The following is a 26,747-nucleotide window of genomic DNA, read 5'->3' as shown; positions in this document are numbered from 1 at the left end:
AGCGGCAAATTGCACTGGTCCCCTTAACTACTGAAGGAACACTCATGGACAACCCATCGAAACTGCTCGACGACATCAACAGCATTGCACGGCAATTCAAGATTCCGGGCGTCGACGTCGACGCGATGCTCAAAGGGCGAAGAAAGGACGTGGAGGCCTTACTCCAGATTGGCAAGATCACAGTCGGGAGCACGCAGTCTCTGGTGCAAAAGCAGGTCGAGATGCTGCGTGTGTCAGCAGAAGAAATGCGCGATGTGCTTGGTTCGGCCACCAAGCTTGACGGGGTAAAACTCGATGTAGCGCGCAAGGCGGCACAAACAGCGCTCAGCAACTTTAGTGAGATGGCGGAGATCGCGTTGCAATCGCAATCCGAAGCATTCGACACCGTCAAGAAGCGCGCGCACGAGAACATCGAGGAACTGAAATCTCTGATCGGTACCAAGCCGCAGGATGATGGTTGAGACCCCGTGGTCATTTCTACGAGATTGCGATACGGAGCCTGCAGTCTATGTAGAGGCGCCGGGCACAATATTCAGGTTGCCCGGCGTATCGCTGAGACACCCGTAAGCGCATGCGCTTGGCGTTGCGCTAATCCGCGAACACGTTATGTGTGAATGGTAGGGACATGAATAATTTGAGAGCAATCCATGCGACGCGGCCAAGCGAGGGTGGCAAGATTGTTTCGGCCGAGGAAGCGATTCGACTTATCCGCGATGGTGACACGATAGCGCTAGGCGGTTTCGCGGGCATTGGCTTTGCAGAGGAATTGGCAGTCGAGATGGAGAATGTGTATCTCGGAGACCGCACCAAGGCAGGACATCCCAATATCGGCAAGCCGTCCAATTTGACGCTCGTGTTTGCCGCAGGCATGGGAGACTGGGACACTCGGGGCCTGAACCACTTGGCCCACCCAGGCTTGGTGAAGCGGGTTATAGGCGGGCATTTCGGTGCATCGCCGAAGCTTGGGCAACTTGCCGTCTCGGGTCAGATTGAAGCTTACAACCTGCCACAGGGCGTAATTTCGCACCTATACCGAGACATTGCCGCTGGCAAACCTGGACATTTGTCCCGCGTTGGGCTGGGGACTTTCGTCGATCCGCGTCTCGGTGGAGGGAAGGTCAATAGCAGGACGACCGCTGACTTGGTCGAGCTCATGACGATAGGCGGTCAAGAGTATCTGTTCTACAAGACATTCCCGATCGATGTGGCAATTCTACGCGGCACGACCGCAGACCCCGACGGCAGTATCACGATGGAGCGTGAGGCACTCACTCTTGATAGTCTTGCGATGGCGACCGCAGCTCGCAATAGTGGAGGCATCGTGATCGTGCAGGTGGAGCGTCTCGCTGAGTCTGGGGCACTGTGTCCGCGACAGGTCAAGATACCGGGTGTGCTGGTCGACTGCGTGGTCATCGGACGGCCTGAGAACCATCCGCAGACATTCGGCACTATTTACAATCCTGCCTTTGCGGCGGAGTTTCGCGTACCGCTCAACTCCATGAAACCAATGGCCATGAGCGAACGCAAGATCATTGCACGTCGGGCGGCGATGGAGCTGAAGCCGAACGTCGTGGTCAATCTAGGCATTGGCATGCCTGAGGGTGTCGCCGCCGTTGCGAGCGAGGAGAAGTGCACCGACTTATTGACACTCACCGCTGAACCCGGTGTGATCGGCGGAGTGCCAGCCGGCGGCATGAACTTTGGCGCCGCGGTCAATGCGCAGGCTATCATCGATCAGAGTTACCAGTTTGACTTTTATGATGGCGGAGGTCTCGATATTGCGTTTCTTGGGCTCGCACAGTGTGACAACCTCGGCAACCTTAACGTGTCGCGCTTTGGCCCCAAGTTGGCTGGATGTGGTGGATTCATCAATATTAGCCAGAATGCGAAGAAGGTAGTGTTCGCTGGAACTTTCACCGCCGGTGATATTGAGGTGTCGATAGTTGACGGCAAGCTGCTAATCGAGCGCGATGGCAAGTATAGGAAGTTCATCAACGAGGTTGAGCAATGCACATTCTCCGGCCCATACGCGGCTAAGGATGAAAAGGAGGTGCTTTACGTCACTGAGCGCTGCGTGATGAAGCTCACTGTCGAGGGTTTAGAGATTGTCGAGATCGCACCTGGTGTAGATCTGCAGCGCGACATCTTGGACAAGATGGACTTCGTGCCGATCATACGTGAGCCAAAGATGATGGATGCACGCATCTTCCGTCCGGAACCGATGGGACTACGCGAGGAAATGCTGCGAATTCCGTTCGATGACAGATTCCGTTATGACGAGATTAAAAATGTACTGTTCCTGAATTTTGAGAATTTCGATATTCAATCGATCGAAGACGTTGACGCATGCAAGGAGCGCATGCGCGCGATCTGCGAACCGTTGGGCCACAAGGTCTATGTAGTCGTCAATTACGACGGTTTCGAGATCAGCCGCAGGTTGGAGGATACCTACCTCAACTCTGTGCGGGATTTGGCCGAGCGCTACTACCTCGGCGCAACACGTTTCACGTCCAATGCGTTCGCCCGTGCGGCGATCGGCGACGCGCTGGAGTTGCGCGGAATCGCACCGCGCTTGTTCGGGACCGAAGACGAGGCCAAGGCGGCGGTACGCGAGACACTGCCACGTGACGAATGAATTGCCAATAAAGGCTGGCTCATGAGCAGAGCTACTCGCGTAAGCCGGACGCTGGTTCGCGTGAGCGAAACGAATGACCTTATGGCTCGGCTAGCGAAATAGTGAGGGTTCAGCGTGAATTCACTGACCACCACTGTTCCCATCTCCATGGTGAACGGTTTTTTCTCCGGAACAGAGTGGGGAACGGTTGCGAGACTGGCCGCGCTCGCCGGCATTCAACTCGAATTGCTCGGTAAGCCCGGTGCCCGCGTGACGCGGGAGCAATTCTCCACGCTCTACCGTCTGCTCGTCAACGAGCAGGACGATGAAATGCCGGGAATTTTCAGCCGGCGGTGGCGAAAGGGAACAATCAAGTTCTTGTGTATGAGCGTGTTGGACGCGCCCCGGCTCGAGGTGGCGCTGTCTCGGCTCACGCACTTCTTTCATATTCCTGTAGAGGATTTCGCGCTCGAGTCCTTGAAGAGCGGCAAGACCGGTGTGGTCCAATTAGTCGTCGATCCATACGGACACCGTGTGAGCGCGCTTGGTTGCCAACTGGTGCTCAAGCTGTTTCATGGCATCATGTCTTGGTTGATTCGCCAACAGATTTCGCTCATCGAGGTGGATTTTCAGTTTTCGCGATCAGCGCAGGTGGACGATCATTTTTACCTGTTTCCGGGCCCGGTCAAGTTCGATCAAGACAAGACCCGCTTCTGCTTTGACATTAATTATCTCGATATGTCTGTAAGACAGCGTGAGCAGGACCTCGAAGCCTTCCTGAGGCGCGCGCCAGAAGACTGGATCTTTGCTGTACACACAGAGCAGATGGTCTGTCACCGAGTCTGGCGATGCATAGCGGACTGCCTTCCTGCCACGCCGACGATCGGTCAGATCGCGGTAGCGCTGAACTGCTCGGTGCGCACGCTAAACCGACGTCTCTTGACCGAAGGTAGAACGTATCAGACCATCACCGGCGAAGTGAAGCGGGATATCGCGATTCAGCTACTGACTTACTCTCACGATTCGATTGCCGAAATCGCGTACCGCGTCGGATTTACCAATTTGACAGCGTTTCATCGGGCGTTCCGTCGCTGGACAGGATGCGCACCAGCCATTTATCGCACCACGGAGCGGGCCTGTGTACGATAATTAAATTACGTCGGGCGCGCGTATTATCGGGTGGCTGGTTCTCAAGGAACGCCGATGCGTACTGTCGTTTGTTCTCATATTGCTTCGCTACGCATGCCAAAGATTGTCAAATGGAGCTGAGAGAAACAGCCTACCAATGTCTTCGCATGTTGATGCGAATCCGCACCGCTGCCGCTCAACCAGGTGTTCGCCCTTGAGCGAACACGGCAGGAGACGACGTACCAATTGCTATGGCTCGAGTAGCGCATGCTGAGGTCTTTCGATATCGAGCACTTCGCGAACAACCGGACGCGCGGCCATTCGTTCGAAGAAACCGGCCAAGCTGGGCCACTGGGAAAGTTCGATCGAGAGACGCTGGGCTCACGTCAGCATAGTGAACAGATAGGCGTCGGGCGCCGTGTAGCGATGCTTGTGCGTCTGCAGGAGCAGGAAGCGATCGTAGCGCAGCAAGCCACGATCGACGACCGCAGCGTCCGAGATTGATCACCTGAAGCTAGTGTCCGAATGATGTTCCATCTCACTTTCAGCAATCAGTCGAGAGCTTCGCTGGCCAGTGAAATAGCTCCAGAGCCACTGTGTAAAAACGCGCATCCGATTCTGTAGCTGAGGCAAGAACAACACGTGAAGCGCTGCCCAGAGCCACCACACCATCATGCCGCTGGAGCGAAATTTACCTCGCTCGATGACAGCGAAATTCTTTCCTACGACCGCCATGTTCCCGCGGTCGTTATATCGGAAGGGCGGTGGCGGGGGACGCTTCTGTATTTGAGCGGCAATACATAGACCTGCATACTTGCCTTGCTGAAGGGCTGCCTGCGCGACGCCGGGAACAGGTTTCCCATCTTGCATGAAAATGGCAGCATCTCCGACCACGTGAACGTTCTGGTGCTGCTCAAGATTGAGCGATGGGCCAACCAGGATTCGACCGGAACGGTCCGTCTTTGCTCCCAACGAAGCGAGAATCGATGCGCCTTGTACACCGGCGGTCCAAAGTACCGTGGCGCTTTCGAGTCGGCCGTTTTGCACGGTGACTCCCTGCGCATCAACTGATTGGACGATTGTGTCAGTTCGTACCTCGACTCCAAGCTTCTCTAGCTGTCTCTTGGCTTGCTCAGACAAAGATGGGTGAAACGATCCCAGCACTCGAGAGGATCCTTCGAGCAAGATTATTTTCGTGTCCGCAGGATCGATAGTCGAAAAATCTCTCTTCAGGGTGACCCGTGCCATTTGCGCAATGGATGCTGCCAATTCAACCCCAGCAGGGCCTGCGCCAACCAGGATAAATGTCAGCGCGCGATTACGGGCGACAGGATCTTCGCATTGCTCGGCAAACTCATAGGCAAGAAGGACCTTGGAGCGAACGAATTCAGCATCCGTGATGGTTTTAAGGCCTGGCGCGAAAGGGGCAAATTCGTTGTGGCCAAAGTAGGTAGGACGGACTCCTGTTGCGACGACAAAATAGTCAAATTGCACCGTACGTTCGGGAAGATTTTCTGTGCTGAGGGTAATCTTCCTGCTGTCTAGGTCCACGTCGATCACCTCAGCCATCCAGACCGTCAGATTGCGGCACCGTTGGCGAAGTTGCCGGATGGGCGCTGCTATTTCTGCTGGAGAGAGGACCGCAGTGGCGACTTGGTAGAGAAGGGGTTGAAAGATGTGATGGTTCCGTCGGTCAATCATAATAACCTCGGCATCAACATCTTTGAGCGCCAACGCCGCCGCGGAACCTGCGAAACCACCGCCGAGAATCACCACACGGGGGCGGTGTCGAGTCATGCCGACCTCGGATTTTGAAGATTGTTCTCTTTTCACGGGAAAGTCACCAATGGTCGGCACGAGAAATAAGTCGAATTAGAGGCATTCCAGCGGTTGCTACGTAGCAGAGGTAATCCTGTAAAGCTTCATCATCGATCACCCGTGGTACGGCGACTAGGATGCCGGTGAAAATCCAGCCGATTTACAGCGTTCGCCCGAAACGTCGAGGGCTCCCGCAACGGATGGGCGCGCAGGATATAGAGCGCGGCAACTGAGAACAACTGACACGGGGCGGGCATGCCTCGTGACCCACGCTCGATCGCCAAGTCGCCCACGCCCTGCGCTGGGATTTGTGCCTGCCGTTTTGGCAACTCTGCACGATGGCCGATGATCAGATCGGTGGTACGCCGCGAGACGCGCGACGACCACCGTCGGATTCGTTAGCGTTCTTCTGTCCGGAGAGACAGCAACCCGAGCAGCACTTCATCACGGCGAGCCGCCAACTGGTCGATCGACCGACCGGCTACCTCTTCTTGAATGCCGGCGACCATTTTTTGTCGAACTTCAGGTGTGATTTGCGGCGAACCGAGCACCTTCCACCACGCGGTCATCGGGCCGGTGAACTGCTCGAAGAAGTGATCGATGCCACCTTGACCGCCGCCGAGATGGAACAGCAGGTTCGGGCCCATCACGCCCCAGCGCAAGCCGGGACCCCAGCACACGGCGGTATCTGCGTCCTTGACGCTCACAACGTCTTCCGAGACCAGATGGACGATCTCGCGCCACAGTGCGGCCTGAAGCCGGTTCGCGACGTGACCGGGTACTTCCTTGTTGAGCTGGATGGTTTTCTTGCCGAGGTGCGTATAGAACGCCGTTGCGTGTTCAATGGTTTCCGGCGACGTCTTGTTGCCGCCGACGATCTCGACGAGCGGAATGAGATGGGGCGGGTTGAACGGATGCCCGATCACGCACCGCTCGGGATGGCGCTCGCAGGCCGACTGGATTTCGCTCATGGTCAGGCCGGACGAACTCGACGCGATGATCGTGTCCGGCGCGAGAATGGTGTCGAGATGCTTGTAGAGAGCCTGTTTGAAGTCGATCCGCTCGGGGCCGTTTTCCTGGACGAAATCGGCGCCGGTCACCGCGGCGTCGAGATCGGCCGTGAACTGCAGCCTTTCGCGCGACGCGCCCGGGGCGAGGCCCATTGCCTCCAGCGCTGGCCACGCCGCGTCGATGAATGCGTCGAGTTTTTCCTTGGCGTCCGGCGCGATGTCGGTCGCGATGACGTCCAGCCCTCTGGCGAGAAACAGCGCTGCCCAGCTTGCGCCGATGACGCCGGTGCCGATGATGGCGACGCGGTTGATTGCCTTGCTCATGGCTTGTGATCCTTGGATTGGAGTGAGGTCAGACGAACGCGCTGAAGCCGGTGATAGCCTTGCCGACGATCAGATGGTTCATTTCGCGCGTGCCTTCGTATGAGTAGAGCGCTTCCGCGTCGGCGAAGAAGCGCGCGACGTTGTAGTCGAGCACGATGCCGTTGCCGCCGAAGATTTCGCGTGCCCAGGCAACGGTCTCGCGCATGCGGCTCGTGCAGAACGCCTTGGCCAGTGACGATTGCTGGTCCAGCAGCTTGCCCTGGTCCTGCAGTTCGGCGAGACGTACCACCATGCATTGCGACGCGGTGATGTTGCCGAGCATCTTGGCGAGGTGGTCCTGAATCATCTGAAACGATGCTATCGGCCTGCCGAACTGTTCGCGGGTCTGCGCGTATCGCAGCGCATGCTCGTAGGCGCCCATGCTGCAGCCGACGGATTCCCATGCGACGTATTGGCGTGTCAGGCGCAGCACGCGCGCCGTGTCGCGGAACGACATATCGCCCTGAAGTCTGTTTTCTTCGGGCACCCGGCAGTTGTCGAGGGTGATCACGCCGTTTTGTACAACCCGCAGCGCGATCTTGTTCTCGATCTTTTCGACGGAAAAGCCCGGGGTAGTCTTGTTCTCGACGATGAAGCCCTTGACCTGGTTGTCGTCGACATCGCGCGCCCAGATGATCGACAAGTCGCACCAAGGCGAATTCCCGATCCAGCGCTTCTGGCCGTTGAGCACCCACGTATCGCCCTCCCGCTTGGCGGTGGTCAGCAGACCGCCACCGGAGCCCGATCCGACCAGCGGTTCCGTCAGGCCGAAGCAGCCGATTTTTTCCAGGCGTGCCATCGGCGGCAGCCATTTCTGCTTCTGCTCTTCCGACCCGCCCAGATAGATAGATCCCATCGCAAGCCCACTATGGACGCCGTAGAAGGTCGAAATTGACGAGTCGACGCGCGCCAGCTCCATTGCGATGAAGCCGTCGAGTAGCGTGCTACCACCGGGGCAGCCGTAGCCTTCGAATCCGATCCCGACGATGTTGAGGTCCCGGATCTCGGGGATCAGTTCGAACGGGAACGCGTCATCGGCCCAGAACTTGTTGATGACCGGTGCGACCCGGGTCTCCATGAACGTGCGTACCCGCTTCATCAGGGCGAGATCGGACTCGCTCAGGAATTCGCGGATCAGGTAGAAGTCGCTGTCAGGGGCCGGAAGTGGGTGATTCGGCTTCGCGCTGGCTGTCATGATATGTCCTCGTGGAGCGTGGTTCAGGATGCGTTCGACGGCGCGCGCAGATAATCGTGGACGACTTCCGCGCCGGCGATCGTCAGGTCGGTCAAGAGGTGGACGGCGGAAACGACCTCAAGCACCGGCAGCTTGGCGACCGGCGCGAAGCAGTGCGGATGCAGTTCCAGCGACGCCGGACCGGTCCACGCGCCTTTTACTGTGATGTCGGTCACGTAATACCGCACCAGCTCGCAGACCCGGGCCGTCCCGTCGACGTGCGGCAGTATCTTCAGAAGGAAGCCGGGCGCCTCGAGCGTCTTCTTGACGGCGGCGAGATCCAGCGGCTCGTACTTGTAGGCCATGGTAGCGGTCGCCACACGCACCCCGTTGTAGTCGAGGGTGCCAACCAGCGCGTCGTTCCGGACTTCGAGCTTTGGTTGTGCGAGCACCTTGGGAAAGCCGAGCAGTTCTCGACCCGATGCGATGCCCGCTTCGCTGTCGAGATACATCGCATGTGTGAAGCCGCCGGGCATGCCGTTGAATGTGACCGGAACCACCTGGCCCGATTCGGTGTAGGAGCCCAGCCCACTCGAATCCGGCATCTTGATGAATTCATACTTGACGATCGGTTCGGCAGGACGCAGCGGCTCGGGGACAATGCGGGCTAGCGCCTCCGGATCGGTACGGTAAGTCACGATGATGAATTCGCGATCGACGAACCGGAATGGCGGCTTGGGGTAGGCAGGACTGCCAAACGGCATGGCGTAGGCGTGGGCGCGGATTTCGTCTTCAGTCATAAAAATGCTCCGAATGGGCGGCTGGCGTTCGCCGGCCGGTATGTTGTGCCGGAACAGGCATCCGGGCAGGGGAAGGGATCGAAATCAACTCGCGTCGTCGCAGCGAGCGACCGCGCCCACGTTGTGTAGGTGCGCGATCTCGGCGTCGTCGAAGCCGATCTCCTTCAAGATGGCCGAACCGTGTTCACCGAGTCTGGGCGCGGCGCCAGGCTTGACCTTGTGCTGACCCTTGATCTGGATCGGATTGCTAACCGTACGCGTGGCCGGTTGTCCGGGAATGTCGAGCGGCACGACGATTTCGTTGATCTCGAGCTGAGGATCGTGGATGATTTCTTCGGCGATCTGCACGACGCCGAAAATTACACGCTCCGCCGCGAGGGTCTGTTTCCAGAAGGTCAGTGGCTGACTCGCGAACCGCGGATCGAGGATCTCGACCAGCGCGGCTGCGTGCTTGACGCGCAGTTGTTCGTCGGCAAAGCGCGGATCGTCCAGCAGCTCGCCCATGTCGATGGCTCGGACGAAGCCGGCCCAATCCTTGCGTTGCGCCGCGACCAGTAGAATCCAGCGGCCGTCGCTTGTCTGATACGGATTGAGCAGCGCATTGGGGGGATTCTTGCGATCGTGCTGAGGAAAGAACCTACCGCCGTTGAGGCCACCTTCAACCCAGGCCGCCGCCGCCCAGATGCCATTGGCAATCAGCGACGTCGTCACGTGGGTGCCCTTGCCTGTCGTGGTGCGCTCGTAGAGTGCGGTCACGATTGCGGCATATAGGGTCGTTGCGGTGGCGTGGTCGCCGATCCCTGGAATGGGAAGGGTCGGCGGACTGCCCGCATCGTGCGTGACTTCCATGAGGCCGGAGCGTGCCCAATACGCGGTGACATCGAATCCCGGGGTATCTGCGTCGGGCCCGTCGGACCCGTAACCGGTAATGTCGGCATAGATCAGTCGGGGGTTCAGGGGAGCGAGATCGTCATAGGTCACGCGGAGGCTGGCCCGCACGCGCGGCGGGAAATTCACGACCACCACGTCGGCCCATTGCACGAGGCGTGTCAGCACTGGGAGCGCCTCATCAGACTTGAGGTCGAGCGCAATGCTGCGCTTGTTGCGGTTCGTCAACTGCCATGCGTAGTTCGTGGCAGCAACCGGGTTCGGCGGAATGCTTGAAAAGAAGCGATAGACGTCGCCGGTGCCGGGTGGCTCGATCTTGATGACGTCCGCGCCGAAATCGGCCAGGATCGTCGTGGCCGCAGGGCCGGCAATGTAGCTCGCAAGGTCGAGCACCTTGAGACCTGAAAAAACGTGCTTTCCGTCAGTCATGGATGTATTCCGGATACGAGGTTGAACGGGGAGGGGCTAGCTCGACGGTGGCCGTCCCGGTCGCCGGTTCGCGCCACGGAGCCGTTGCGGGTCAGCGCCCCTGGAATGCCGGTGTGCGTTTCTCGAGAAAAGCTGCAGTGCCTTCTTGCTTGTCCTCGGTTGCAGCGCACAGTGCAAATAACTTGCCTTCCAGTGCCAGTCCTTCCGGCATAGCCGCGTTCAGACCGAGATGGACGGCGTCCAATGCATACGCGACAGCCAGCGGAGCGTTGGCGGCAATTTGCGCGAGAATCGCTTCCGCACGGGCGATCAACTGGTCGGCTTCGACGATTTCATTGACCAACCCGATTCGGTGTGCTTCGTTGGCCGATACCATCTCGCCGGTGAGGATGAGCTGCAGCGCAATGCCTTTGCCGACAAGACGTGGCAGTCGTTGCGTGCCGCCGAAGCCGGGGATGAGCCCGAGCCGGACTTCAGGCTGACCGAACTTTGCGCTGGGGCTCGCGAGCCGGATCGTGCACGCCAGCGCGGTCTCACATCCACCACCGAGCGCAAGGCCGTTGACAGCGGCGATGACCGGTTTGCCAAGATGTTCGACGAAATCAAGCAGGGCCTGACCGGCGCGTGTGCGTCGCTCCGCGTCGATCGGCGTTGCGGTGGCGAGCTCGCCGATATCAGCGCCGGCGATGAACGCTCGGGTACCGCTGCCGGTAAGGATGACGCCGCGAATCTCCACGTCGTCGCGTGCATCCGAAAATGCCGCGTGCAGTTCCTCGATCGCCCGCTGGTTCAAAGCGTTCATCACATCGGGACGGTTCATCGTTACGTAGGCAACTGCCGCTCGCTTTTCATAGCGAATAGTGTCAAAGCGGGGAAGTGATTGTCTGTTTGACATCAGATCTGTTTCTCCAGAGAAAGGCACTTGCAGATTCGTCACCATCGACCGTTGATCCCGGTGGTGCGATCGAATCGACCCGACGGCGCCGTTCGATGCGAGAGAAAGAAATTAGGTATCCGAAATTTGGACGTCCTCTACAGCAGCGGCGAGGATCATGAAATTCACATTGACAGGCTTCGGTTGCAACCGGACCCGGATTGGCCGGAAGATAAGATCTCCGGCTTGTATGGCGCGATGCGACAATGCGCATACGCCAGACAAGCGAGCAATGCTGAGCTTCCAGAGCTGGTCGCCATAGTGACACGCGGTCGGGTCGAACCATGAAACGCAGATCGTTGAGTCGCTTTGGTACCCGAGGACCCGGACTGTGGCGACGGACGAAAACGTGTCTGATTGACACCCCACTTTCCCCTTGTCATTAGTGGAGGAAAGGGAGCAGTTCTCACGTCGGTTTCTTCCGTTGAGCATATCAATCATATGTGACCATATCGAACAATCCGGTATGTTGATCTCCATCCATACGACTCCTCTTACCAAGATTTCATTCAGTAAGTGATACCGAGTCCGATTGATACTAAGACGATGGTGGTCTGATGCATATGTGAAAGTAAACAACCAAGTTAGCTTTTTTTCCAATTGGGCGTACTCGACACTCGGTTACCCATTGAGGAGATGCTGTTCGCGAAGAGGGGGCCTCTGTCGGGTATTGAATAGTAGGTGCCGCTACGCGCGTCGGCGTGCGGGGACGGAGGTGCTGTCGAATTAGGCGGGTATGCCGTTATCTGCGGCGACACGCAGGTGCCCGCGCTGACGTGGCGCTCGGTGTCGGAGGTGTGTTCGCTATCGGGACGACACGGAGTGATTCAACGTGTTCGCTATTGCTGCGAAGTCTGTCTGGACGACGGCAAATACGAGAGCGGTTGACATACCGAACAGCAGTACGCCGTCGGACGATTCGATCGCGCCGAGCATCCGCCAGTTTTCGGTCAGCGAGAGGCCTGACGCGCCGCGCGTCGCCATCGCATCCAGCGAAAAGAACAACGCGTCACTAAACGAGCCAAGCGCCTTGAGTTGAACAAAGACAACGGCCCACAGGGCTGCTTCCAGCGTGTGCAGCATGCCGAGTGCGATGCAAATGAAGGTAACGATGACCACCAGTTTGCGAAGCTCCACATGAACGGTGTTGTGCTGGATGTCGAGTACACGCCGAACTCGACGGGCACCGCCGGCTAAACATACCATTGCCGCCGAGTGGATTAATATGCTGGCCATACCCAGAAGTATGCCAATTGTCCAGCTTTCCATAATGATAGGTTCGTTTTTGATTAAAAATAAAGATGGAGAGATTCTGTCTAGGAATCGGCGACGTGGCGAACTGATCTGACATCGCTTACGTATGGTTGATGACCGCCTCATTCGCGCCGGGGTTTCCGAGAGTACTTGCTACGTTAGAAGGATAAAGGTCAGATATGCGGAGTCGCTGGCCCTCGACAAGCGACCCCGACGGCGGGAATCATTTTTCCGTGTTCCGCAGCTTCATCGCGATATCTAGCTTCGAAATCCAGCCAGCATCATCCAGGCGCGCACCGAGAATATTCTCGATACGGTCCAGTCGATAATTTAGGGTGTTGGGATGGATGCCCAGTACGCTGGCGGTCGCCTTGCGCCGTTGTAGCTGTTCGAAATACGTTCGGAGCGTCTCGAGTAGATCGGGTTCGCCAGCCAACTGTTCAATCAGAGAAGTGAGGTAAGACAGTGTGCGTTTCGCGCTGCGGATGCTTTCTTCGACCGCGATTTCGGAATACAGACGCACACGATATTCGTCAAGGTGCGTTCGACCGAAACCGAGAGCCCGGCCGGCCTCGTCAGCTGACTTGGCCCAGCCCGATGCCCCTTCTCCCGGCAAGCCGATTCCGATGGCTTTGACTTCGGGCAGTGCGTCTGCAGTCGATGCGATCTGTTTGGCCATCTGAAGATCATTCGCTCCCGTCGACTTGCCGGGTTGGAGTGGCACCCACATCAGCAATTGGCCACGAAACCAGACATCAAAAATTTCGTCGACGGAGAGTTTGAGGCGACGAGCAGTTGCTGCAACGATCCGATCAAGTTCGTTTTTGAAGGTGGCTGAATTGCTATCGATAGACTCAACATCGATGGCCAACGCGACTCTCGGTACCGACGCGTCGAGTCGTAACGCGGCTGCGGTTTTGTCGAATTCGTCGGTGTCGTCAGGGAAGTTGAATATGATGCCGTGCAGCTGATAGCGTAGCGAATCTCGCCAGCGGGCCTGTTTGTATTGCTCCTCCAGAAAGGTCTGGGCGATTTCTTGCGACATGATGTCGAAGAACTCCATCAGATATGGAGAGACCTGGAAGAGGAGGTCATTGCGTAGATTGTCGTCTTCCTCGGCAAGTTCGATATAGCAGCACCACAATTCGCGGGAACCGAGTCGGAATGCGCGTAACAGCGCTTCAAGTGGAACGCCTTGATAGACTCTCCGGCGGCCGTATTCGCGGAAACCTTCCAGCGCCTGCTCCGACGGCATCTTGCCTGCCAGCAGGCTGTCGAGCCAGAGTTTTGAAGACAGGGCGATCGAATTGCGGATATCAAGCTTAGTCGTCGAATCTAGATCGGCATAGGGCTTAACGTTCATCAAGGCCTTGTACACGCGCTCGACACTGAGGGCGTTGTTTTCAGCGACATGTGCGATCCACCGGCGCAGGACTGGGGAGATCTTGGGAATGGCAGTTGTCATACGATTTCGCTCCTGGCGAAGGATTCGCACGATCGGACAGTGCTCCAGATAAGTTGAATGGTACGTCCGAGTCGATCCTGTTGCTGAAACTAGTTGGAGTGGTGGGGCCGGAAGGGAAAAGGCTGCGAGCGGGCGATGCGGGTTGGTTGACGTATGGAGTATGTCGAAGCACTCCGATTTGCGCTGGCAACGAGTTGTCGGCCGAAGCGATCAGCTACCTGTCCATTGTGCGGACTGACCCGCGTGCCTGCGCTGAAGTGAAGCCCACGCATCGCATCGACTCTGTCATCCGCCGTTGCCCTCTCTGCTATAGCATCGCGATAAAAATGGCCGCTGGATTGCCGACATGCCGAGTCAGGTCGTCCTCATGTATTGCAAGTTGCGTATTCGATTGCTTGTGATGGAATGCTGGCATCGGGCTATCCTTTCGGTTGACCTTGCTGTGCGCTCTGTTCAGGATGACCTGCCTGAGGTTATTGGGGTTTGATGCGCTGCCTGTTGAGATGTCAAGCAGTGACGGATAGTAGTCGTCAGGTGCGGCGTTGTCGGGGAGCCATCGGTGCCGCATGGGGCCGAATGCGGTCGTGGCGCTGATGCGATGCAAGCAGGAGATCGTTGCGTGGGTCATGTTGGGTGTTTTTTGATAGTCATTCGACATGCACAAGGCAACATCAGTAGTGCTTTATGTCTTCCGAATGTATCTTGCCGCGAAAAACATAGTACTGCATCGCGTTGTAGGCGAGGATGACGGGCAGAATCACCACGGTGCCGACGAGTGCAAACAACTGGCTTGAATGGCTCGATGACGCATCCCATATCGTCAACGACGGCGGAACGATGTTCGGCCAGATACTGATTAAAAACCCAGTGTAGCCAAGAAAGACCAGCCCGAGCGTCAACAGGAAGGGCATTGCTTCGCGCTCGGTCTGTAGAGCTCGGTATATACCCAACACGCACGCAAGTACGAGAACCGGCACTGGCAAAAACCACCCGAGATGGCCACTTTTGAACCACCGACTCGCGACGGCCGGCAGACCGATTACGGTCCACAGGCTGACGATGCATATTGCGCCGAGCAGCACGCCAATGAGAGGTTTCATTAGCGAGCGCATTTTGTGCTGTAGTTCGCCGTCGGTCTTAAGGATCAACCAGCCACAACCGAGCGCCGCATACGTGACAAGTACGCCAATTCCGCAGAACAGGTTGAACGGCGAAAGCCAGTCGAACGAGCCGCCCGCGAACTGGCCATTCTCGATCCGAATGCCTCGCAGCAATGAGCCGAGCACGATCCCTTGGCAGAACGCTGCGAGCGCGGAGCCTCCGACGAATGCGAGATCCCAGAGATGTTGGGTGTGGGCTGCTCTCGCCCGCAGTTCGAATGCGGCGCCACGGAAGACCAGGCCGACGACCATCAGGATCAGTGGCAGGTAGTTCGCCGGGAGCAACGTCGAATAAACAGTAGGGAATGCCCCATAGAGTCCGGCGCCGCCGAGTACGAGGAACGTTTCATTACCGTCCCACACCGGCGCGATTGTATGAAGCATCACGTCACGGTCGCGCTTTGTGTCGAAGAACGGAAACAGCAGACCGATGCCGAGATCGAAGCCATCGAGCATTACGTACAGAAATACGCCGAGGCCGATGATCGCAGCCCACACAACTGGCAGGTCAATTTGCATGCGTTACTCCGCTCGGTTGGTGTCGTGTGGTGTTGATAGCGCGCTCTTGTGCAAACCCGGATGCCGGCGGAGTTTAGCTGGGCCGGCTTTCTCCACCGGCCCGCCAGCCATCAGTTTCATCATGTAATAGACTCCGGATCCGAACACCAGGAAATACACCACGACAAAAATCAACAGCGATATGCCAGTCTGCTGTGCGGTGACGGGCGATACGGAATCTGCAGTGCGCAACACACCATAAACGGTCCACGGTTGACGCCCGACTTCAGTCGTGATCCAGCCGGCTAGCAGTGCGATGAGGCCCGACGGCCCCATGGACAGCACGAACCACTGATACCAGCGTGATTCATAGAGGCACCCGCCTTTTCTTAGCAACAGGCCGAGCAGTGTGGTCAGAAGCATCAGCATCCCGAGCCCCGCCATGATGCGGAACGACCAGAACACGATAGGAGAATACGGGCGGTCTTCAGGAGGAAACTCCTTCAGCCCACGAATTTCACCATCCCAACTGTGGGTAAGGATCAGGCTTCCGAGATGAGGAACCTGGATTGTGTAGCGTGTGACCTCGGCCTGCATATCAGGCAGTCCGATCAGATTGAGTGCCGTTCCGCCTTTTTCCGTTTCCCACAACCCTTCGATCGCGGCGATCTTCGCGGGTTGATACTGTCGCGTATTGAGACCGTGTGCATCGCCGACGAAGATCTGTATTGGTGTCAGGATTAGCAGCAACCAAAGCGCCATCGAGAAGCTGCGCTTGACGGGCTCGTCGCGGCGCCCCTTCAGCAAATGCCATGCGCCGCACGCGGCCACGATGAAGCCCGCGACGATGAACGCGGCGATCGCCATGTGCGCGAGACGGTACGGAAACGAAGGATTGAAGATCACAGCGAGCCAGTCGACGGGGACGATCTTGCCGTTATGGATTGCATAACCCTGCGGTGTCTGCATGAAGCTATTGGAGGCAAGAATCCAGAATGTCGACACGAGCGTGCCTGCCGCGACCATCAGCGTTGCGAAGAAATGGGCGCGTTCGCCCACCCGCTGCCAACCGAACAACATCACACCGAGAAAGCCTGCTTCGAGGAAGAACGCGGTCAACACTTCATACGTGAGCAGCGGCCCGGTGATATTGCCGGCGACGCTCGAGAAGCCGCTCCAGTTTGTGCCGAACTCGTAGGCCATCACGACACCGGAGACGACGCCCATGCCGAAGCCGATCGCGAAGATCTTTGACCAGAATACGAACATGTCCCTATAAGCGTTGTCGCGGGTCGCGAGCCAGCGCCACTCGAGTACAGCTAGAAAGCTGGCCATGCCGATACTGATGGCGGGAAAGATGATGTGAACCGACACCGTGAACGCAAATTGCAGTCTCGCCAGATGAAGTGCATCGAATATCTCCATCTCCACTCCATCGCCTAGTTGAAATTACGTTCTTATAATCAATAGTGACACGCAAAGTCAATGCATATCTAAGAGCCGGGTAGTCAGGCGCACGCGTAGTATGCGTCTCACAAAACTGGTCAGACCGTTTAGGCATGGGGCGCATGGGTGTGCAGCGTGCATGCGGGAACTATCGATCTATTGTGGTTTTAACCAAATGTATTTGTGACAACTGTGAAATTGTGACAATCGACAATGCGGATTGTGTGTTTTGACAATTTCATTGATCCGGCGCCGCGGTTACTATTCACAATCGAGTCGCACACTGAGCGTGCTTGACATTGATGAATGTTGTCAATTCGAAGTAGAAACGGCGACTAGCGTTTAAACCGCACACCCTAGCCTCATCTTATCGCGTACGTTCGATCGCCAAATCAACCTCGCGCCATGCTGTCATGCCGTTTTCGTCCGTTGCCTTGAGTAATTTGCCGATGCGTCTGTCTATCGCTTTGAATCTTGCTTTGATTGCGGCCAGTCTGTTGCTCGAAGGATGCGCGTCCGCACCGTCGGTTGCCGTGTTCGGCGCGGCTTTTCCGGACTGGCTGTTCTGTATCGTTGGTGGTGTGCTTGGGGTTGTGGTTGTTCATGTCGTGCTGGACAGGAGCCGCAAGCGCGCGTTGCTCGCGCCTCTAGCGATTAGCTACCCAGCGCTCGCCGGGGCGTTCGCGATGACCCTCTGGCTGCTCTTCTTTCCTCACTGATTCCGCGTACCGTTATGTCCGACGCTTCCGGCGCATCGCGCAAAAAGTCCCCGCTTGTATGGTTCATCGTGATTGCTATGCTGGTGCTGCTCGGCATCGTCGTATGGCGTCTCGACCAGTCTCCGACGACCGACGACGCCTACGTTTATGCGGACACGATTAACGTAGTCCCGGAAGTCAACGGCAAGATTATCGCAATGCCGGTGCGCGACAACCAGCGGGTAAAGCGCGGTGACCTGCTGTTCCAGATCGATCCTCGGCCGTACCAGGACGCGCTGAACCAGGCGCGCGCGCGGCTCGTTACCCTCGATAAACAGATCGGGCTCACGCAGCGCACGGTCAACGCCCAGCAGTACAACGCGGATTCTGTGAAGGCAGCTGTCGAGCGTTCGCGCGCGCAGGCCGCGCAGGCTACGGTCACACTGCGCCGGATGGAGCCGTTACTCGCGCCAGGTTATACATCGGCGGAAGATGTTGATCGGGCTCACACCGCGCAGCGCGCGGCACAAGCTGAATTGAATGCAGCGATGCTGCAGGCGCAGCAGGCATCCGCGGCGGTCAGCGGTGTGGATGCGCTGGTCGCGCAGCGCGCTGAAATCGAAGCGCAGATTTCGATCGCTGAGTTGAATCTCGAGTACACCGAGGTGCGCGCGCCGTTCGACGGACGGGTCGCCGCATTGCGTACGACCGTTGGCCAGTTCGCGTCGGCGCTCAAGCCGGTCTTTACTCTAATCGATACGCGGCAATGGTACGTAATCGCGAATTTCCGCGAAACCGATCTGAAAGATGTGCGCGCGGGGATGCCGGCGACCGTCTATTTGACGAGCGATACGGGCACGCGTTTCGGCGGGACAATCGATTCGATCAGCTATGGCGTGCTGCCCGACGATGGCGGGGTGGTGCTGGAAGGGTTGCCGCGCGTGGCGCGCAGTATCAACTGGGTGCACGTGTCCCAGCGCTTTCCGGTCAAGATTGCGGTGCACAACCCGGACCCAGACCTATTTCGAGTTGGTACCTCGGCGGTCGCGACGCTTCGGCGCGACGCTGCTGCGCACAATACGGCGCGGTGAGCGTGGCATGAGCACTGCGCAATTCGCGTCGAGCCGTCTCCAACGCCTCGTGAGCTTCGTCGGCGGTGAGATCCGTTCGTACCCAGGACGCGTGAACGTGATGCTGCGTTGTGTGCTCGCCAGTGCCATTGTCATCGTCGTGTCGATGGCACTGCAGGTGCCGCTGCTGGCGGTGTCGCTGATCGTGGTGTTCTTCGTGACGCAGGCGAACGTCGTGGTGACACGCCTGATTGGTGTTCTATTCATTCTCGGGTCGACGCTCGCCGTCGGTAGCTCGATCTTGGTGTTCAAGTACACCTACGACTATCCACTACTAAGGATTCTGCTGATTGGTGCGCTGTTTTTCTTCAGCGTCTACATGATGCGGGTAGCCAAGATCGGCGTAGTGTTCTTTATCGTCGGCATCATCGTCATTTACTCGCAGACCTTTGTCGATCAAACCGATCAGGCTGAACTGCTGGTGCGCGCGGTGTTGTGGGTATGGGTCGCCGTCAACTATGCGATCGCGGTGACGCTTGTGATCAATACGTTGTTGTTACCTGTCGAACCAGTGCGTCAGCTTCGTGCTGCCCTGTGCGGACAACTCAATGTCGTTGACGCGATCTTGGCTGGGCTCGAACGACACGCACCGGTGGGTGGCCCGACAGCGCAAGATATCCAGGCAGGCACGCTGACGTTACAGAAGCTGCTCCGTTTCGCGATGATGCGCGATGCAACGTATCGCGTGAACCGGGCGTTGCATCTGGTTCGTGTGGTGACAGTGTCGCGTCTGTACGCCGCAGCCGACCATCTGCCGAGTTCTACCGAAGGGCGGGTGGTCGACGTGCTTCCATTGCTGCGCGATGCCGTTCGGTGTTTAGCCGACGCGGTCGAGGCGGACACCCGCTTCGTCGCGCCGGGAGCGCTGGTCGGGCTGGTGACGGAAGGATTACCGGGCGCGCTAGTGGAAATGCGTGACGCGTTGCTGACGTTTGCGGATCGATCCATGGCGCCTCCCGATGTTGAATCCACGGTCGAGAAGGAGCGCATGCTGGTGCCAGATGCCTTCACCAATCCGGTCTACACGCAATTCGCACTGAAGACACTGATGGCGGCCATGTGCAGCTATGTTTTCTACGTCGCGACTGACTGGCAAGGCATTCATACGATGATGCTGACCTGTCTGATCGTCGCGCAGCCGAGCCTCGGCGCATCGATGCAGCGCGCGGTGCTACGGCTCGGCGGTGCGGCGGTCGGCAGCGCGCTAGCGCTCGCGATTGTCGTCTGGGTCATGCCGCGGCTCGACGACATCGTCGGATTGTTGTTGATGACATTGCCGGTGATTGCGCTAGCCGCTTGGGTATCGGCGGGATCGGAGCGCGTCAGTTACGCGGGCACCCAGATCATGTTTACGTTCTCGCTGGCCGTGCTTGAGCATTTCGGCCCGACCACCAATCTCACGGAGATCCGCGACCGGATGATCGGGATCCTGCTCGGCGTGGGCGTGTCCGCGGTCGTTCACGCGTTTTTGTGGCCCGAGGCCGAGGGTGAGGCGTTGCGTCAGCGCGTTGCGAAGCTGCTGAGCCGGATCAGTACGCAACTTCGCTCCGCTGTGCCGGGACCGGTCCCGGTCAGTCTCTGGGCTGAACTCGGCGATAGCGAAGCGATGTCGGCGCGCGTCGCGCTCGAACCTGGCTGGCAAATGGCCGACGGCGAGCACGAGAGTTTCACCTTGCGCATGCAGATGCTGCTGGTGCGTACGCGGGAAATCCTGCTGGCGACCGATGCGTTCGGGGCGGAGCGGGATGCGCAGCGCTTGCCGGCTGTGATTGCTGAGGGGACGGTCGCGTTTCAGGCCGAACTGGCCGGGGCGCTCGACAGCTATGCGAATGCTTTAACCGAGCACCCGCTGGCAATTGACCCACCACTGCCGGTGTCTATTGCGGCGCTGTCGGATCGCTGCGCGGCGAATCTGTCTGTCCTGCAGGGCGACGCGTCGCATTCTGCGTACGACCGGCTGCTGACCCGCGCTGGCGACCTCGCCGATCAGGTAGCGAGCTTGCCCGCCTGTGCGCCGAAGCGCGTTGCTCCAGTAATGACTTCCCGAGCTTCATAAGCATGATCGATTCGTTGATCCGACTTCGCTGTTCGTCGTTGCGCCGTATTGCCGTCGCCACGTTGCTGTGCGGACTGTCCGCATGCGCGCTGATTCGTCACGACACCAAGCCGATGGCGACGCTCGATCCGGAACGCATCCGCATTGCTGGCGACATTCATTTGGCGCAGGACGGGTGGCCATCGGCGCGCTGGTGGACACGCTACGGCGATCCGCAGCTCGACGCGTTGGTTGACCAGGCGCTGGCCGATTCGCCGACGATGGCGATCGCGCGCACGCGCGTGTCGCAGGCCAAATCCGATGTTGATTTGGTGAAAGCGGGGACCAACCTGCAGGTGAGCGCGCTTGGGTCGGTGGACCGGGAGCGCGTGTCGAGCAACGGCTTCCTGGGCGCCTATTCTGGCAACGAGCCGCTGCTCGGCGCGTCCGGGCCGTGGTATACGGAGGGCATCGTCGGTCTCGGCGCGAGCCTCGACGTCGATATCTGGGGCAAACAGCGCGCGCAGGTGGCGGCAGCGATGGGCGTGCACAACGCGCGGGTGGTCGAGACTTCTGCGATCGAGCTGGAGGTGTCCGCCGATGTTGCGCAGCTTTACTATGGTATTCAGACGACCTATCGCCTCATCGATTTGATGACGCAACTGCACGATGTGGCCGCGTTTTCGATGGACGCGCATGCAGCACGCGCGGCCCGTGGGCTTGAGCCGAAGACGCAGACGGAGCTTGCACATGCGCAGAAACTGGCGACTGAGCGGGAGATCGTGGCCGCCCGGGGGCGGGTCGTGCAGTTTCGCGAAGCGCTGCGTGCGCTGCTCGGCGCGGGACCGACGGATCTGCCTGAGATTCGGCCCGTACCGTTGCCGCAACCGCCGTCGTCGCTGCCGTCGATGCTGTCGTACGAGCTGTTGGCGCGAAGACCGGATTTGCAAGCGATGCGCTGGTATATCGAAGCGTCGTTTAGCAAGATCGATGCAGCCAAGGCTGCGTTCTATCCAAGTTTCGACATCAAAGCGTTCTTCGGCGTAAACGCTCTGCATCTGGGTGATCTGTTCACGCATGCGAGCCAGCAGATTAATCTTGTACCAGGCTTGTACCTGCCGGTGTTCGACGGGGGGCGGCTCAATGCGAACCTCGGCAACGCTCGCAACGCAAGTAATCTGCTGATCCTGCAGTACAACCAATCGGTCCTGAATGCTGTGCGCGATGTCGCGACGACTGGCAGCCGGTTGGACGACCTCGATGCCCAGGCGAAGTTGCAAACGCAGAAGATCCAGGCCGTCACGTTTTCCCAGGATAGTGCCAACGCGCACTACCGGCGCGGGCTAGCCAGCCGGTTGACCTCCGTTGAGGCGAAGCAGGCAGTGATCTTGGAGCGGATCGCGCTGCTCGATCTTGACGGCCGGCGCATCGGCCAGGACATCGCGTTGACCAAGGCGCTTGGCGGCGGCTACCGGTCGGATGCGTCGGTCGTCCTGAAGCCGCGGTAGAGGTACATTATGTTGAGCCAGTCCTTGAGGTCCACCTTTCCCGACGTGCCGCGTGAGATTGACAGTTTCCGCACGATGCTGGGCGTCCAGCTTGCGGTCCGGCAGGCGCTGAACCAGAGAATGCAGTCGGTACTGGAAATTCAGTTCTCGCACGGCAGCGCGCTCGTCCATCTCGCGCGTCATGACACGATGTCGTGCCAGGCGCTCGCGAAATCGCTCGGTTGCGGCACGAGTCGTCTCTCGCGTCTTGCGCAGGATCTTGAACGTCGCGCTCTGATCGTGCGAAGCCGCAACAGCCAAGATCACCGCGCGCTGGATCTGTCGCTCACGGCGCCAGGAATGAGGATCGCAGAGCGCGTCCCGTCCGTCGTTGCAGAGGCCGAGCGGGTCGTGCTGATGCGACTGTCGGCGGAGGAACGAATGTTTCTCAAACGGTTTCTCCAGCGCATCCTCGGGGAGATCGATATATGACCCGTTACGTCGCAGCTGCTCCTTGCTGGTCGGCTTTGAAGCACTCGTCTCTACCGCCACCTGCTTCCTTAAACCTATCGAGCGAGTGTCGCCTCATGCCACAGACCGCGCTGATTGCCTGCCATATATGCGACACATTGCTGCGTAAGTCGCTGCTTGCCGGCGGCACGCACGCACGTTGTCCACGTTGTAACGAACTGCTGTATCGAGCCGGAGCGTTGCCGCTCGACCGAGTTTGTGCGTTCACGCTCGCCGCATTGATCACGTTCGTCATCGCGCAGGTCTGTCCGATCCTTGAGATGAACGTGAACGGCATGCACGTGCAGACTACGCTGCTCGGTGCGCTGGAGGCATTGTGGAATCAGGGCATGGGCGTCGTTGCCGCGATGGTGTTCTGCGCCGCGCTGCTGTTTCCGCTCGCTGAGATGGCGGCGCTGCTCTACGTGATGTTGCCGTTGCGCTCCGGCCGTATTCCGCCCGGTTTCGGCACGGTGTTGCGCGTGATCGGACTGATGCGCCCGTGGGGGATGATCGAGGTGTTCATGCTGGGTATCCTCGTCACGATCGTGAAGATGGTGAGTCTCGCTCGAGTGGTGCCCGAAGCGGCTCTGTTCGCGTTTGCGGCGCTCACGCTGATGCTGACCGTTGTCGTGATGGTCGACCCGTGTGTGTTATGGGATCTGGCGGACGGACTTCGCAGCGACAACGATACCGACGGTGGAGATGCGATCCGATGAAGATTACCGCTGCTCGGGAAGGCATGGCGAACTGCCACGTCTGCGGTCTTGTTCAGCCGTTTGCTGTTGATCTGCAGGGGGCGCGAACGCATTGCGCACGCTGTGGCGTCGCGCTGCACCTGCGCGCTCCGAACAGTCTCGCGCGCACCTGGGCGCTCCTGGTCGCGGCAATGATTCTGTACGTGCCGGCCAATCTGTTGCCGATGATGCGCACGTCGTCGATCGTCGGCTCACAGTCGGACACGATTATGAGCGGTGTCGTCTACTTCTGGGTGTCGGGCGACTGGCTGCTCGCGGTGGTCGTGTTTGTCGCCAGCATTCTCGTACCGATGCTCAAGCTCTGCGTCCTGCTGATCCTTGTGATCACCGCGCAGCGCCGTTCCTCCTGGCGTCCGATGCAGCGGACCAGGCTCTATCGGGTTGTCGAACACATTGGCCGCTGGTCGATGCTCGACATCTTCGTCGTGACGCTTACCGTTGCGCTCGTCCACTTCCGTTCGCTCGCCGTCATCACTGCCGGCCCCGGAGCGCTCGCATTTGGCTCGGTCGTAATCCTGACGATGCTAGCGTCGTTGCAGTTCGATCCTCGCCTGATTTGGGATCCAGTCGAAACCTCTGAAATTCACCATGAATAGTCCCAAAGTCCCGCAACACGATTCGAACGCAGGCGCTGGCCAACCTCCGTCCATTGCCGATCCGGTGATCGCTAAGCGTGCCGGCTGGTTGCCGTCACTCGTGTGGCTTGTGCCGCTGATCGCCGCGCTGATCGGCGTCGGCCTTGTCGTCAAATCGGTGCGCGAGCGCGGGCCGGAAATCACGATCAGCTTCTCCAATGCTGAAGGGCTCGAACCCGGCAAGACACAGGTGAAATATAAGGATGTCGAAGTCGGAACGGTCGAAACGATTCGACTCGCGAAAGATCTGTCGCATGTGCTGATTGATGTCCGGCTTAAGAAGGAAGCGGAAGATTTCGCTGTGAAGGGCGCGCGGTTCTGGGTCGTGCGGCCACGCATTGGCGCGACCGGCGTATCGGGGCTGGGCACGCTGCTGTCGGGCGCATACATTGGCGTCGACGCTGGTCGTTCAAAGGAAGTCGAGCGCACGTTCACTGGGCTTGAAACGCCACCAGCCGTGACGGGCGACCAGCACGGCACTCAGTACGCGCTGCGTGGTGATTCGCTCGGCTCTATCGATATCGGTTCGCCTGTCTATTACCGGCGCGTACAGGTTGGGCAGGTGGTCGGCTTCTCGCTGGACAAGCTCGGCACGGGCGTCACGTTCACGGTGTTCGTCAACGCGCCGTATGATCAGTACGTCCGCGAGAATTCGCGCTGGTGGCAGGCGAGCGGCGTTGATCTGCGCCTCGACTCGAGTGGGCTCAAACTCAATACGCAGTCGCTCGCGACGGTGATTCTCGGCGGTATCGCGTTCCAGTCGCCGGCCGATCACCCAGTCGGCGAGGTGGCCGCGCACGATATGGTGTTCCAGCTCGCGTCGGACGAGACACAAGCAATGCGCGATCCTGACGGCGAACGCGAACACGTCGTGATGAATTTCAACCAATCGCTGCGAGGGCTCGCGGTGGGTGCGCCGGTCGACTTCCGGGGTATCGTGCTCGGTGAAGTCACGAATATCGGCATCGACTATGACTCGAAGGCGAAGAACTTCAAGATGCCCGTGGCGATGAACCTGTATCCGGAGCGGCTCGGTAAGAGTTTCAGGGATGCGATTCGGAGCAAGGGGGAGCTGGAGCGTAGGCAAATTCTGCAGCGGCTGGTCGAGCACGGGCTGCGCGGGCAGTTGCGTACAGGCAACTTGCTGACGAACCAGCTCTATGTGGCACTGGATTTTTTCCCGACGGCTCCGGCTGTGAAGGTCGACATCAGCCAAGAGACGGTTGAATTGCCTACCGTGGCGAACACGCTCGACGAATTGCAGTCGCAGGTGGCTGACATTGCGAAGAAGCTCGACAAGGTACCGTTCGACCAGATCGGCGCGAATCTGAACAGCGCGCTTGGGAATGCGAACAAGCTGTTCAAGCAGCTCGACACGCAGGTGGCGCCGCAGGCGCGCGACACGCTGTCGGCAGCGAAGCAGACCTTTACCGCCGCGGAGGCGACGCTGCAGCAGGACTCGCCGCTGCAGTCCGACGTGCGCGGCGCGTTGAAGGAACTGACGCATACGCTGCAGTCGCTCAACATGCTCGCTGATTATCTGGAGCGGCACCCCGAATCGCTGCTGCAAGGCAAACCTGGAGACAAGCCATGACCGCACGCCTGCAACGACTGACTTGCCTCGCCTCGGGCGCCGGGAGTGTCGCGATTGCGGCAGCCCTGCTGGCTGGCTGCGCGTCGCCACCAGCGCGTTTCTATACCCTGGGGACAGACAATGTTGGCACGTCGAGCAGCACGCCGGCCTCACCGCCGTTCCTGATCCAGGTGCTCGCCGTCAACGTACCCGATCAGGTAGCGAGAAACCAGCTTGTCATCCAGAAGAGCGCCACTCAAGTCGCGATTCTAGAGCAAGAGCGCTGGGCGTCGCCGCCCGCCGACGAAATCCGGCGCACCCTATCCGGCGATCTTGCTACGCAGCTTGGCACGATCGATGTCGAGAATTCCGGGCATCCACGTGACATGCCCGTGTACCGCGTCAGTGTGAATGTAGTGCACTTCGACTCATGGTTAAACAAGCAGGTCGCGCTTGGCGCCGTGTGGAGTGTGCGCTCTGTCGGCTCGCAGGTGGTGATGACCTGTCGCACGGACGTGGTCGAGCCTGTTACAGATGGCTATGACGCGCTTGTCTCGGGCCACAAGAGAGCTCTCGGTCAACTGGCGAGAAGCATTGCAGTAGGGGTTCGGGCGATGGAAGACGGGCGCACGCGTATCGCGACATCCACCGAGCCGGGGCGGCCCATGAAGGCGAACACTTCGATCGCGAACCTATCAGCTCCGGTTGCGGCTTGCCGTAATTGACGGTCACGAATCCTCCGGTGTACGTCGCACGGGCATCGTCAAATCAGAGTTTGCGGCAAACGATATCGAAGTCCACGAATTCTCGACAATGTTTGATAGCAGCAACGCGAGGAAGATGATGATCGATATGGAAAGACAACGCGCGGTGCAAGCCTGTATTTGGGGGGCGGACCGCAGGGGCCGCGTAGGCGGTTCATTTCGAAGGAAATGTGCTG

The 26,747-nt window shown here is 58.8% G+C and carries 25 protein-coding genes; 13 read left to right on the top strand and 12 right to left on the bottom strand.

Features of this window, described 5'->3' with window-relative positions:
• The first annotated feature begins 44 nt into the window (after positions 1-44).
• From ACPTTC_RS33300 to ACPTTC_RS33285, 4 genes are all read left to right on the top strand, one after another.
• The gene (locus tag ACPTTC_RS33300) at positions 45-461 is read left to right on the top strand and encodes a phasin family protein (RefSeq protein WP_423395578.1); all 417 of its coding nucleotides are present in this window, start codon (positions 45-47) and stop codon (positions 459-461) included.
• 164 nt (positions 462-625) lie between these two features.
• Positions 626-2,635, top strand: coding sequence for an acyl CoA:acetate/3-ketoacid CoA transferase (locus ACPTTC_RS33295; RefSeq protein WP_423395577.1), 2,010 nt, complete (start codon positions 626-628; stop codon positions 2,633-2,635).
• Positions 2,636-2,749: 114 nt separating this feature from the next.
• A complete protein-coding gene (locus tag ACPTTC_RS33290; RefSeq protein ID WP_423395576.1) occupies positions 2,750-3,763 on the top strand; it encodes an AraC family transcriptional regulator ligand-binding domain-containing protein in 1,014 nt (337 codons plus the stop codon).
• A 246-nt stretch (positions 3,764-4,009) separates the two neighbouring features.
• The gene (locus tag ACPTTC_RS33285; RefSeq protein ID WP_423395575.1) at positions 4,010-4,246 is read left to right on the top strand and encodes a hypothetical protein; all 237 of its coding nucleotides are present in this window, start codon (positions 4,010-4,012) and stop codon (positions 4,244-4,246) included.
• Here the strand turns inward: ACPTTC_RS33285 and ACPTTC_RS33280 are convergent, their stop codons facing one another.
• The 12 genes from ACPTTC_RS33280 to ACPTTC_RS33225 all read right to left on the bottom strand — a co-directional run bounded on the left by ACPTTC_RS33280 (position 4,247) and on the right by ACPTTC_RS33225 (position 16,960).
• On the bottom strand, positions 4,247-5,575 hold the full coding sequence (locus tag ACPTTC_RS33280) for an NAD(P)/FAD-dependent oxidoreductase (protein ID WP_423395574.1): 1,329 nt from the start codon (positions 5,573-5,575) through the stop codon (positions 4,247-4,249).
• A 383-nt stretch (positions 5,576-5,958) separates the two neighbouring features.
• Positions 5,959-6,894, bottom strand: a complete 936-nt coding sequence (locus tag ACPTTC_RS33275) for a 3-hydroxyacyl-CoA dehydrogenase NAD-binding domain-containing protein (RefSeq protein WP_423395573.1) — start codon at positions 6,892-6,894, stop codon at positions 5,959-5,961.
• Between the two features lie 28 nt (positions 6,895-6,922).
• On the bottom strand, positions 6,923-8,128 hold the full coding sequence (locus ACPTTC_RS33270) for an acyl-CoA dehydrogenase family protein (RefSeq protein WP_423395572.1): 1,206 nt from the start codon (positions 8,126-8,128) through the stop codon (positions 6,923-6,925).
• 23 nt (positions 8,129-8,151) lie between these two features.
• A complete protein-coding gene (locus ACPTTC_RS33265; RefSeq protein WP_423395571.1) occupies positions 8,152-8,907 on the bottom strand; it encodes an acetoacetate decarboxylase in 756 nt (251 codons plus the stop codon).
• 84 nt (positions 8,908-8,991) lie between these two features.
• Positions 8,992-10,224 (bottom strand): CaiB/BaiF CoA transferase family protein, encoded by a 1,233-nt coding sequence (locus ACPTTC_RS33260; RefSeq protein WP_423395570.1) that lies wholly within the window; start codon positions 10,222-10,224, stop codon positions 8,992-8,994.
• 91 nt (positions 10,225-10,315) lie between these two features.
• Positions 10,316-11,164 (bottom strand): enoyl-CoA hydratase/isomerase family protein, encoded by an 849-nt coding sequence (locus ACPTTC_RS33255; protein WP_423395569.1) that lies wholly within the window; start codon positions 11,162-11,164, stop codon positions 10,316-10,318.
• Between the two features lie 66 nt (positions 11,165-11,230).
• Positions 11,231-11,590 (bottom strand): DUF3331 domain-containing protein, encoded by a 360-nt coding sequence (locus tag ACPTTC_RS33250; protein ID WP_423395759.1) that lies wholly within the window; start codon positions 11,588-11,590, stop codon positions 11,231-11,233.
• A 372-nt stretch (positions 11,591-11,962) separates the two neighbouring features.
• Positions 11,963-12,427, bottom strand: a complete 465-nt coding sequence (locus ACPTTC_RS33245) for a two pore domain potassium channel family protein (RefSeq protein WP_423395568.1) — start codon at positions 12,425-12,427, stop codon at positions 11,963-11,965.
• 208 nt (positions 12,428-12,635) lie between these two features.
• Positions 12,636-13,877 (bottom strand): PucR family transcriptional regulator, encoded by a 1,242-nt coding sequence (locus ACPTTC_RS33240; protein WP_423395567.1) that lies wholly within the window; start codon positions 13,875-13,877, stop codon positions 12,636-12,638.
• Between the two features lie 307 nt (positions 13,878-14,184).
• Positions 14,185-14,535: a hypothetical protein gene (locus ACPTTC_RS33235; RefSeq protein WP_423395566.1), complete on the bottom strand. Its 351-nt coding sequence runs from the start codon at positions 14,533-14,535 to the stop codon at positions 14,185-14,187.
• Positions 14,536-14,548: 13 nt separating this feature from the next.
• Positions 14,549-15,556: a cytochrome d ubiquinol oxidase subunit II gene (cydB, locus tag ACPTTC_RS33230; RefSeq protein WP_423395565.1), complete on the bottom strand. Its 1,008-nt coding sequence runs from the start codon at positions 15,554-15,556 to the stop codon at positions 14,549-14,551.
• A 3-nt stretch (positions 15,557-15,559) separates the two neighbouring features.
• Positions 15,560-16,960 (bottom strand): cytochrome ubiquinol oxidase subunit I, encoded by a 1,401-nt coding sequence (locus tag ACPTTC_RS33225; protein WP_423395564.1) that lies wholly within the window; start codon positions 16,958-16,960, stop codon positions 15,560-15,562.
• Between the two features lie 434 nt (positions 16,961-17,394).
• Here ACPTTC_RS33225 and ACPTTC_RS33220 point away from each other — a divergent pair, with 434 nt between their 5' ends.
• The 9 genes from ACPTTC_RS33220 (at position 17,395) to ACPTTC_RS33180 (ending at position 26,532) form a co-directional block, all read left to right on the top strand.
• A complete protein-coding gene (locus tag ACPTTC_RS33220; RefSeq protein WP_423395563.1) occupies positions 17,395-17,700 on the top strand; it encodes a YtcA family lipoprotein in 306 nt (101 codons plus the stop codon).
• A gap of 14 nt (positions 17,701-17,714) precedes the next feature.
• A complete protein-coding gene (gene mdtN, locus ACPTTC_RS33215) occupies positions 17,715-18,770 on the top strand; it encodes a multidrug transporter subunit MdtN (RefSeq protein ID WP_423395562.1) in 1,056 nt (351 codons plus the stop codon).
• Between the two features lie 7 nt (positions 18,771-18,777).
• Positions 18,778-20,865 (top strand): FUSC family protein, encoded by a 2,088-nt coding sequence (locus ACPTTC_RS33210; RefSeq protein WP_423395561.1) that lies wholly within the window; start codon positions 18,778-18,780, stop codon positions 20,863-20,865.
• Between the two features lie 2 nt (positions 20,866-20,867).
• The gene (locus tag ACPTTC_RS33205; RefSeq protein WP_423395560.1) at positions 20,868-22,352 is read left to right on the top strand and encodes an MdtP family multidrug efflux transporter outer membrane subunit; all 1,485 of its coding nucleotides are present in this window, start codon (positions 20,868-20,870) and stop codon (positions 22,350-22,352) included.
• Between the two features lie 24 nt (positions 22,353-22,376).
• Positions 22,377-22,823 (top strand): MarR family winged helix-turn-helix transcriptional regulator, encoded by a 447-nt coding sequence (locus tag ACPTTC_RS33200; protein ID WP_423395559.1) that lies wholly within the window; start codon positions 22,377-22,379, stop codon positions 22,821-22,823.
• Positions 22,824-22,918: 95 nt separating this feature from the next.
• Entirely contained in the window at positions 22,919-23,560 is a 642-nt protein-coding gene (locus ACPTTC_RS33195; RefSeq protein WP_423395558.1) for a paraquat-inducible protein A, read from the top strand.
• On the top strand, positions 23,557-24,195 hold the full coding sequence (locus ACPTTC_RS33190; RefSeq protein ID WP_423395557.1) for a paraquat-inducible protein A: 639 nt from the start codon (positions 23,557-23,559) through the stop codon (positions 24,193-24,195). The genes ACPTTC_RS33195 and ACPTTC_RS33190 overlap by 4 nt, the downstream gene beginning before the upstream one ends.
• Complete coding sequence (locus ACPTTC_RS33185) at positions 24,188-25,828, top strand: intermembrane transport protein PqiB (RefSeq protein WP_423395556.1); 1,641 nt, start codon at positions 24,188-24,190, stop codon at positions 25,826-25,828. Before ACPTTC_RS33190 ends, ACPTTC_RS33185 begins: the two co-directional genes overlap by 8 nt.
• Positions 25,825-26,532 carry a PqiC family protein gene (locus tag ACPTTC_RS33180; RefSeq protein ID WP_423395555.1) on the top strand — a complete coding sequence of 236 codons (708 nt, stop codon included), beginning with the start codon at positions 25,825-25,827 and terminating at the stop codon, positions 26,530-26,532. The genes ACPTTC_RS33185 and ACPTTC_RS33180 overlap by 4 nt, the downstream gene beginning before the upstream one ends.
• Positions 26,533-26,747 lie beyond the last annotated feature (215 nt).

This window comes from Burkholderia mycopellens, from assembly GCF_964265025.1.
GTDB lineage: Bacteria > Pseudomonadota > Gammaproteobacteria > Burkholderiales > Burkholderiaceae > Burkholderia.
Note: the sequence above shows the minus strand (reverse complement) of the source record. Positions and strands in the feature narration are given on the sequence as shown.

Bases quoted from the DNA above. Each gene is read 5' to 3' on its own strand.
- cydB (WP_423395565.1), bottom strand. From the start codon at position 15,556: ATGCAAATTGACCTGCCAGTTGTGTGGGCTGCGATCATCGGCCTCGGC.
- ACPTTC_RS33250 (WP_423395759.1), bottom strand. From the start codon at position 11,590: ATGCTCAACGGAAGAAACCGACGTGAGAACTGCTCCCTTTCCTCCACT.
- ACPTTC_RS33180 (WP_423395555.1), top strand. From the start codon at position 25,825: ATGACCGCACGCCTGCAACGACTGACTTGCCTCGCCTCGGGCGCCGGG.
- ACPTTC_RS33300 (WP_423395578.1), top strand. From the start codon at position 45: ATGGACAACCCATCGAAACTGCTCGACGACATCAACAGCATTGCACGG.
- ACPTTC_RS33240 (WP_423395567.1), bottom strand. From the start codon at position 13,877: ATGACAACTGCCATTCCCAAGATCTCCCCAGTCCTGCGCCGGTGGATC.
- ACPTTC_RS33260 (WP_423395570.1), bottom strand. From the start codon at position 10,224: ATGACTGACGGAAAGCACGTTTTTTCAGGTCTCAAGGTGCTCGACCTT.
- mdtN (WP_423395562.1), top strand. From the start codon at position 17,715: ATGTCCGACGCTTCCGGCGCATCGCGCAAAAAGTCCCCGCTTGTATGG.
- ACPTTC_RS33210 (WP_423395561.1), top strand. From the start codon at position 18,778: ATGAGCACTGCGCAATTCGCGTCGAGCCGTCTCCAACGCCTCGTGAGC.
- ACPTTC_RS33245 (WP_423395568.1), bottom strand. From the start codon at position 12,427: ATGGAAAGCTGGACAATTGGCATACTTCTGGGTATGGCCAGCATATTA.
- ACPTTC_RS33265 (WP_423395571.1), bottom strand. From the start codon at position 8,907: ATGACTGAAGACGAAATCCGCGCCCACGCCTACGCCATGCCGTTTGGC.
- ACPTTC_RS33205 (WP_423395560.1), top strand. From the start codon at position 20,868: ATGATCGATTCGTTGATCCGACTTCGCTGTTCGTCGTTGCGCCGTATT.
- ACPTTC_RS33285 (WP_423395575.1), top strand. From the start codon at position 4,010: ATGCTGAGGTCTTTCGATATCGAGCACTTCGCGAACAACCGGACGCGC.
- ACPTTC_RS33270 (WP_423395572.1), bottom strand. From the start codon at position 8,128: ATGACAGCCAGCGCGAAGCCGAATCACCCACTTCCGGCCCCTGACAGC.
- ACPTTC_RS33295 (WP_423395577.1), top strand. From the start codon at position 626: ATGAATAATTTGAGAGCAATCCATGCGACGCGGCCAAGCGAGGGTGGC.
- ACPTTC_RS33235 (WP_423395566.1), bottom strand. From the start codon at position 14,535: ATGTCGAATGACTATCAAAAAACACCCAACATGACCCACGCAACGATC.
- ACPTTC_RS33220 (WP_423395563.1), top strand. From the start codon at position 17,395: ATGCCGTTTTCGTCCGTTGCCTTGAGTAATTTGCCGATGCGTCTGTCT.
- ACPTTC_RS33275 (WP_423395573.1), bottom strand. From the start codon at position 6,894: ATGAGCAAGGCAATCAACCGCGTCGCCATCATCGGCACCGGCGTCATC.
- ACPTTC_RS33185 (WP_423395556.1), top strand. From the start codon at position 24,188: ATGAATAGTCCCAAAGTCCCGCAACACGATTCGAACGCAGGCGCTGGC.
- ACPTTC_RS33195 (WP_423395558.1), top strand. From the start codon at position 22,919: ATGCCACAGACCGCGCTGATTGCCTGCCATATATGCGACACATTGCTG.
- ACPTTC_RS33255 (WP_423395569.1), bottom strand. From the start codon at position 11,164: ATGGTGACGAATCTGCAAGTGCCTTTCTCTGGAGAAACAGATCTGATG.
- ACPTTC_RS33190 (WP_423395557.1), top strand. From the start codon at position 23,557: ATGAAGATTACCGCTGCTCGGGAAGGCATGGCGAACTGCCACGTCTGC.
- ACPTTC_RS33225 (WP_423395564.1), bottom strand. From the start codon at position 16,960: ATGGAGATATTCGATGCACTTCATCTGGCGAGACTGCAATTTGCGTTC.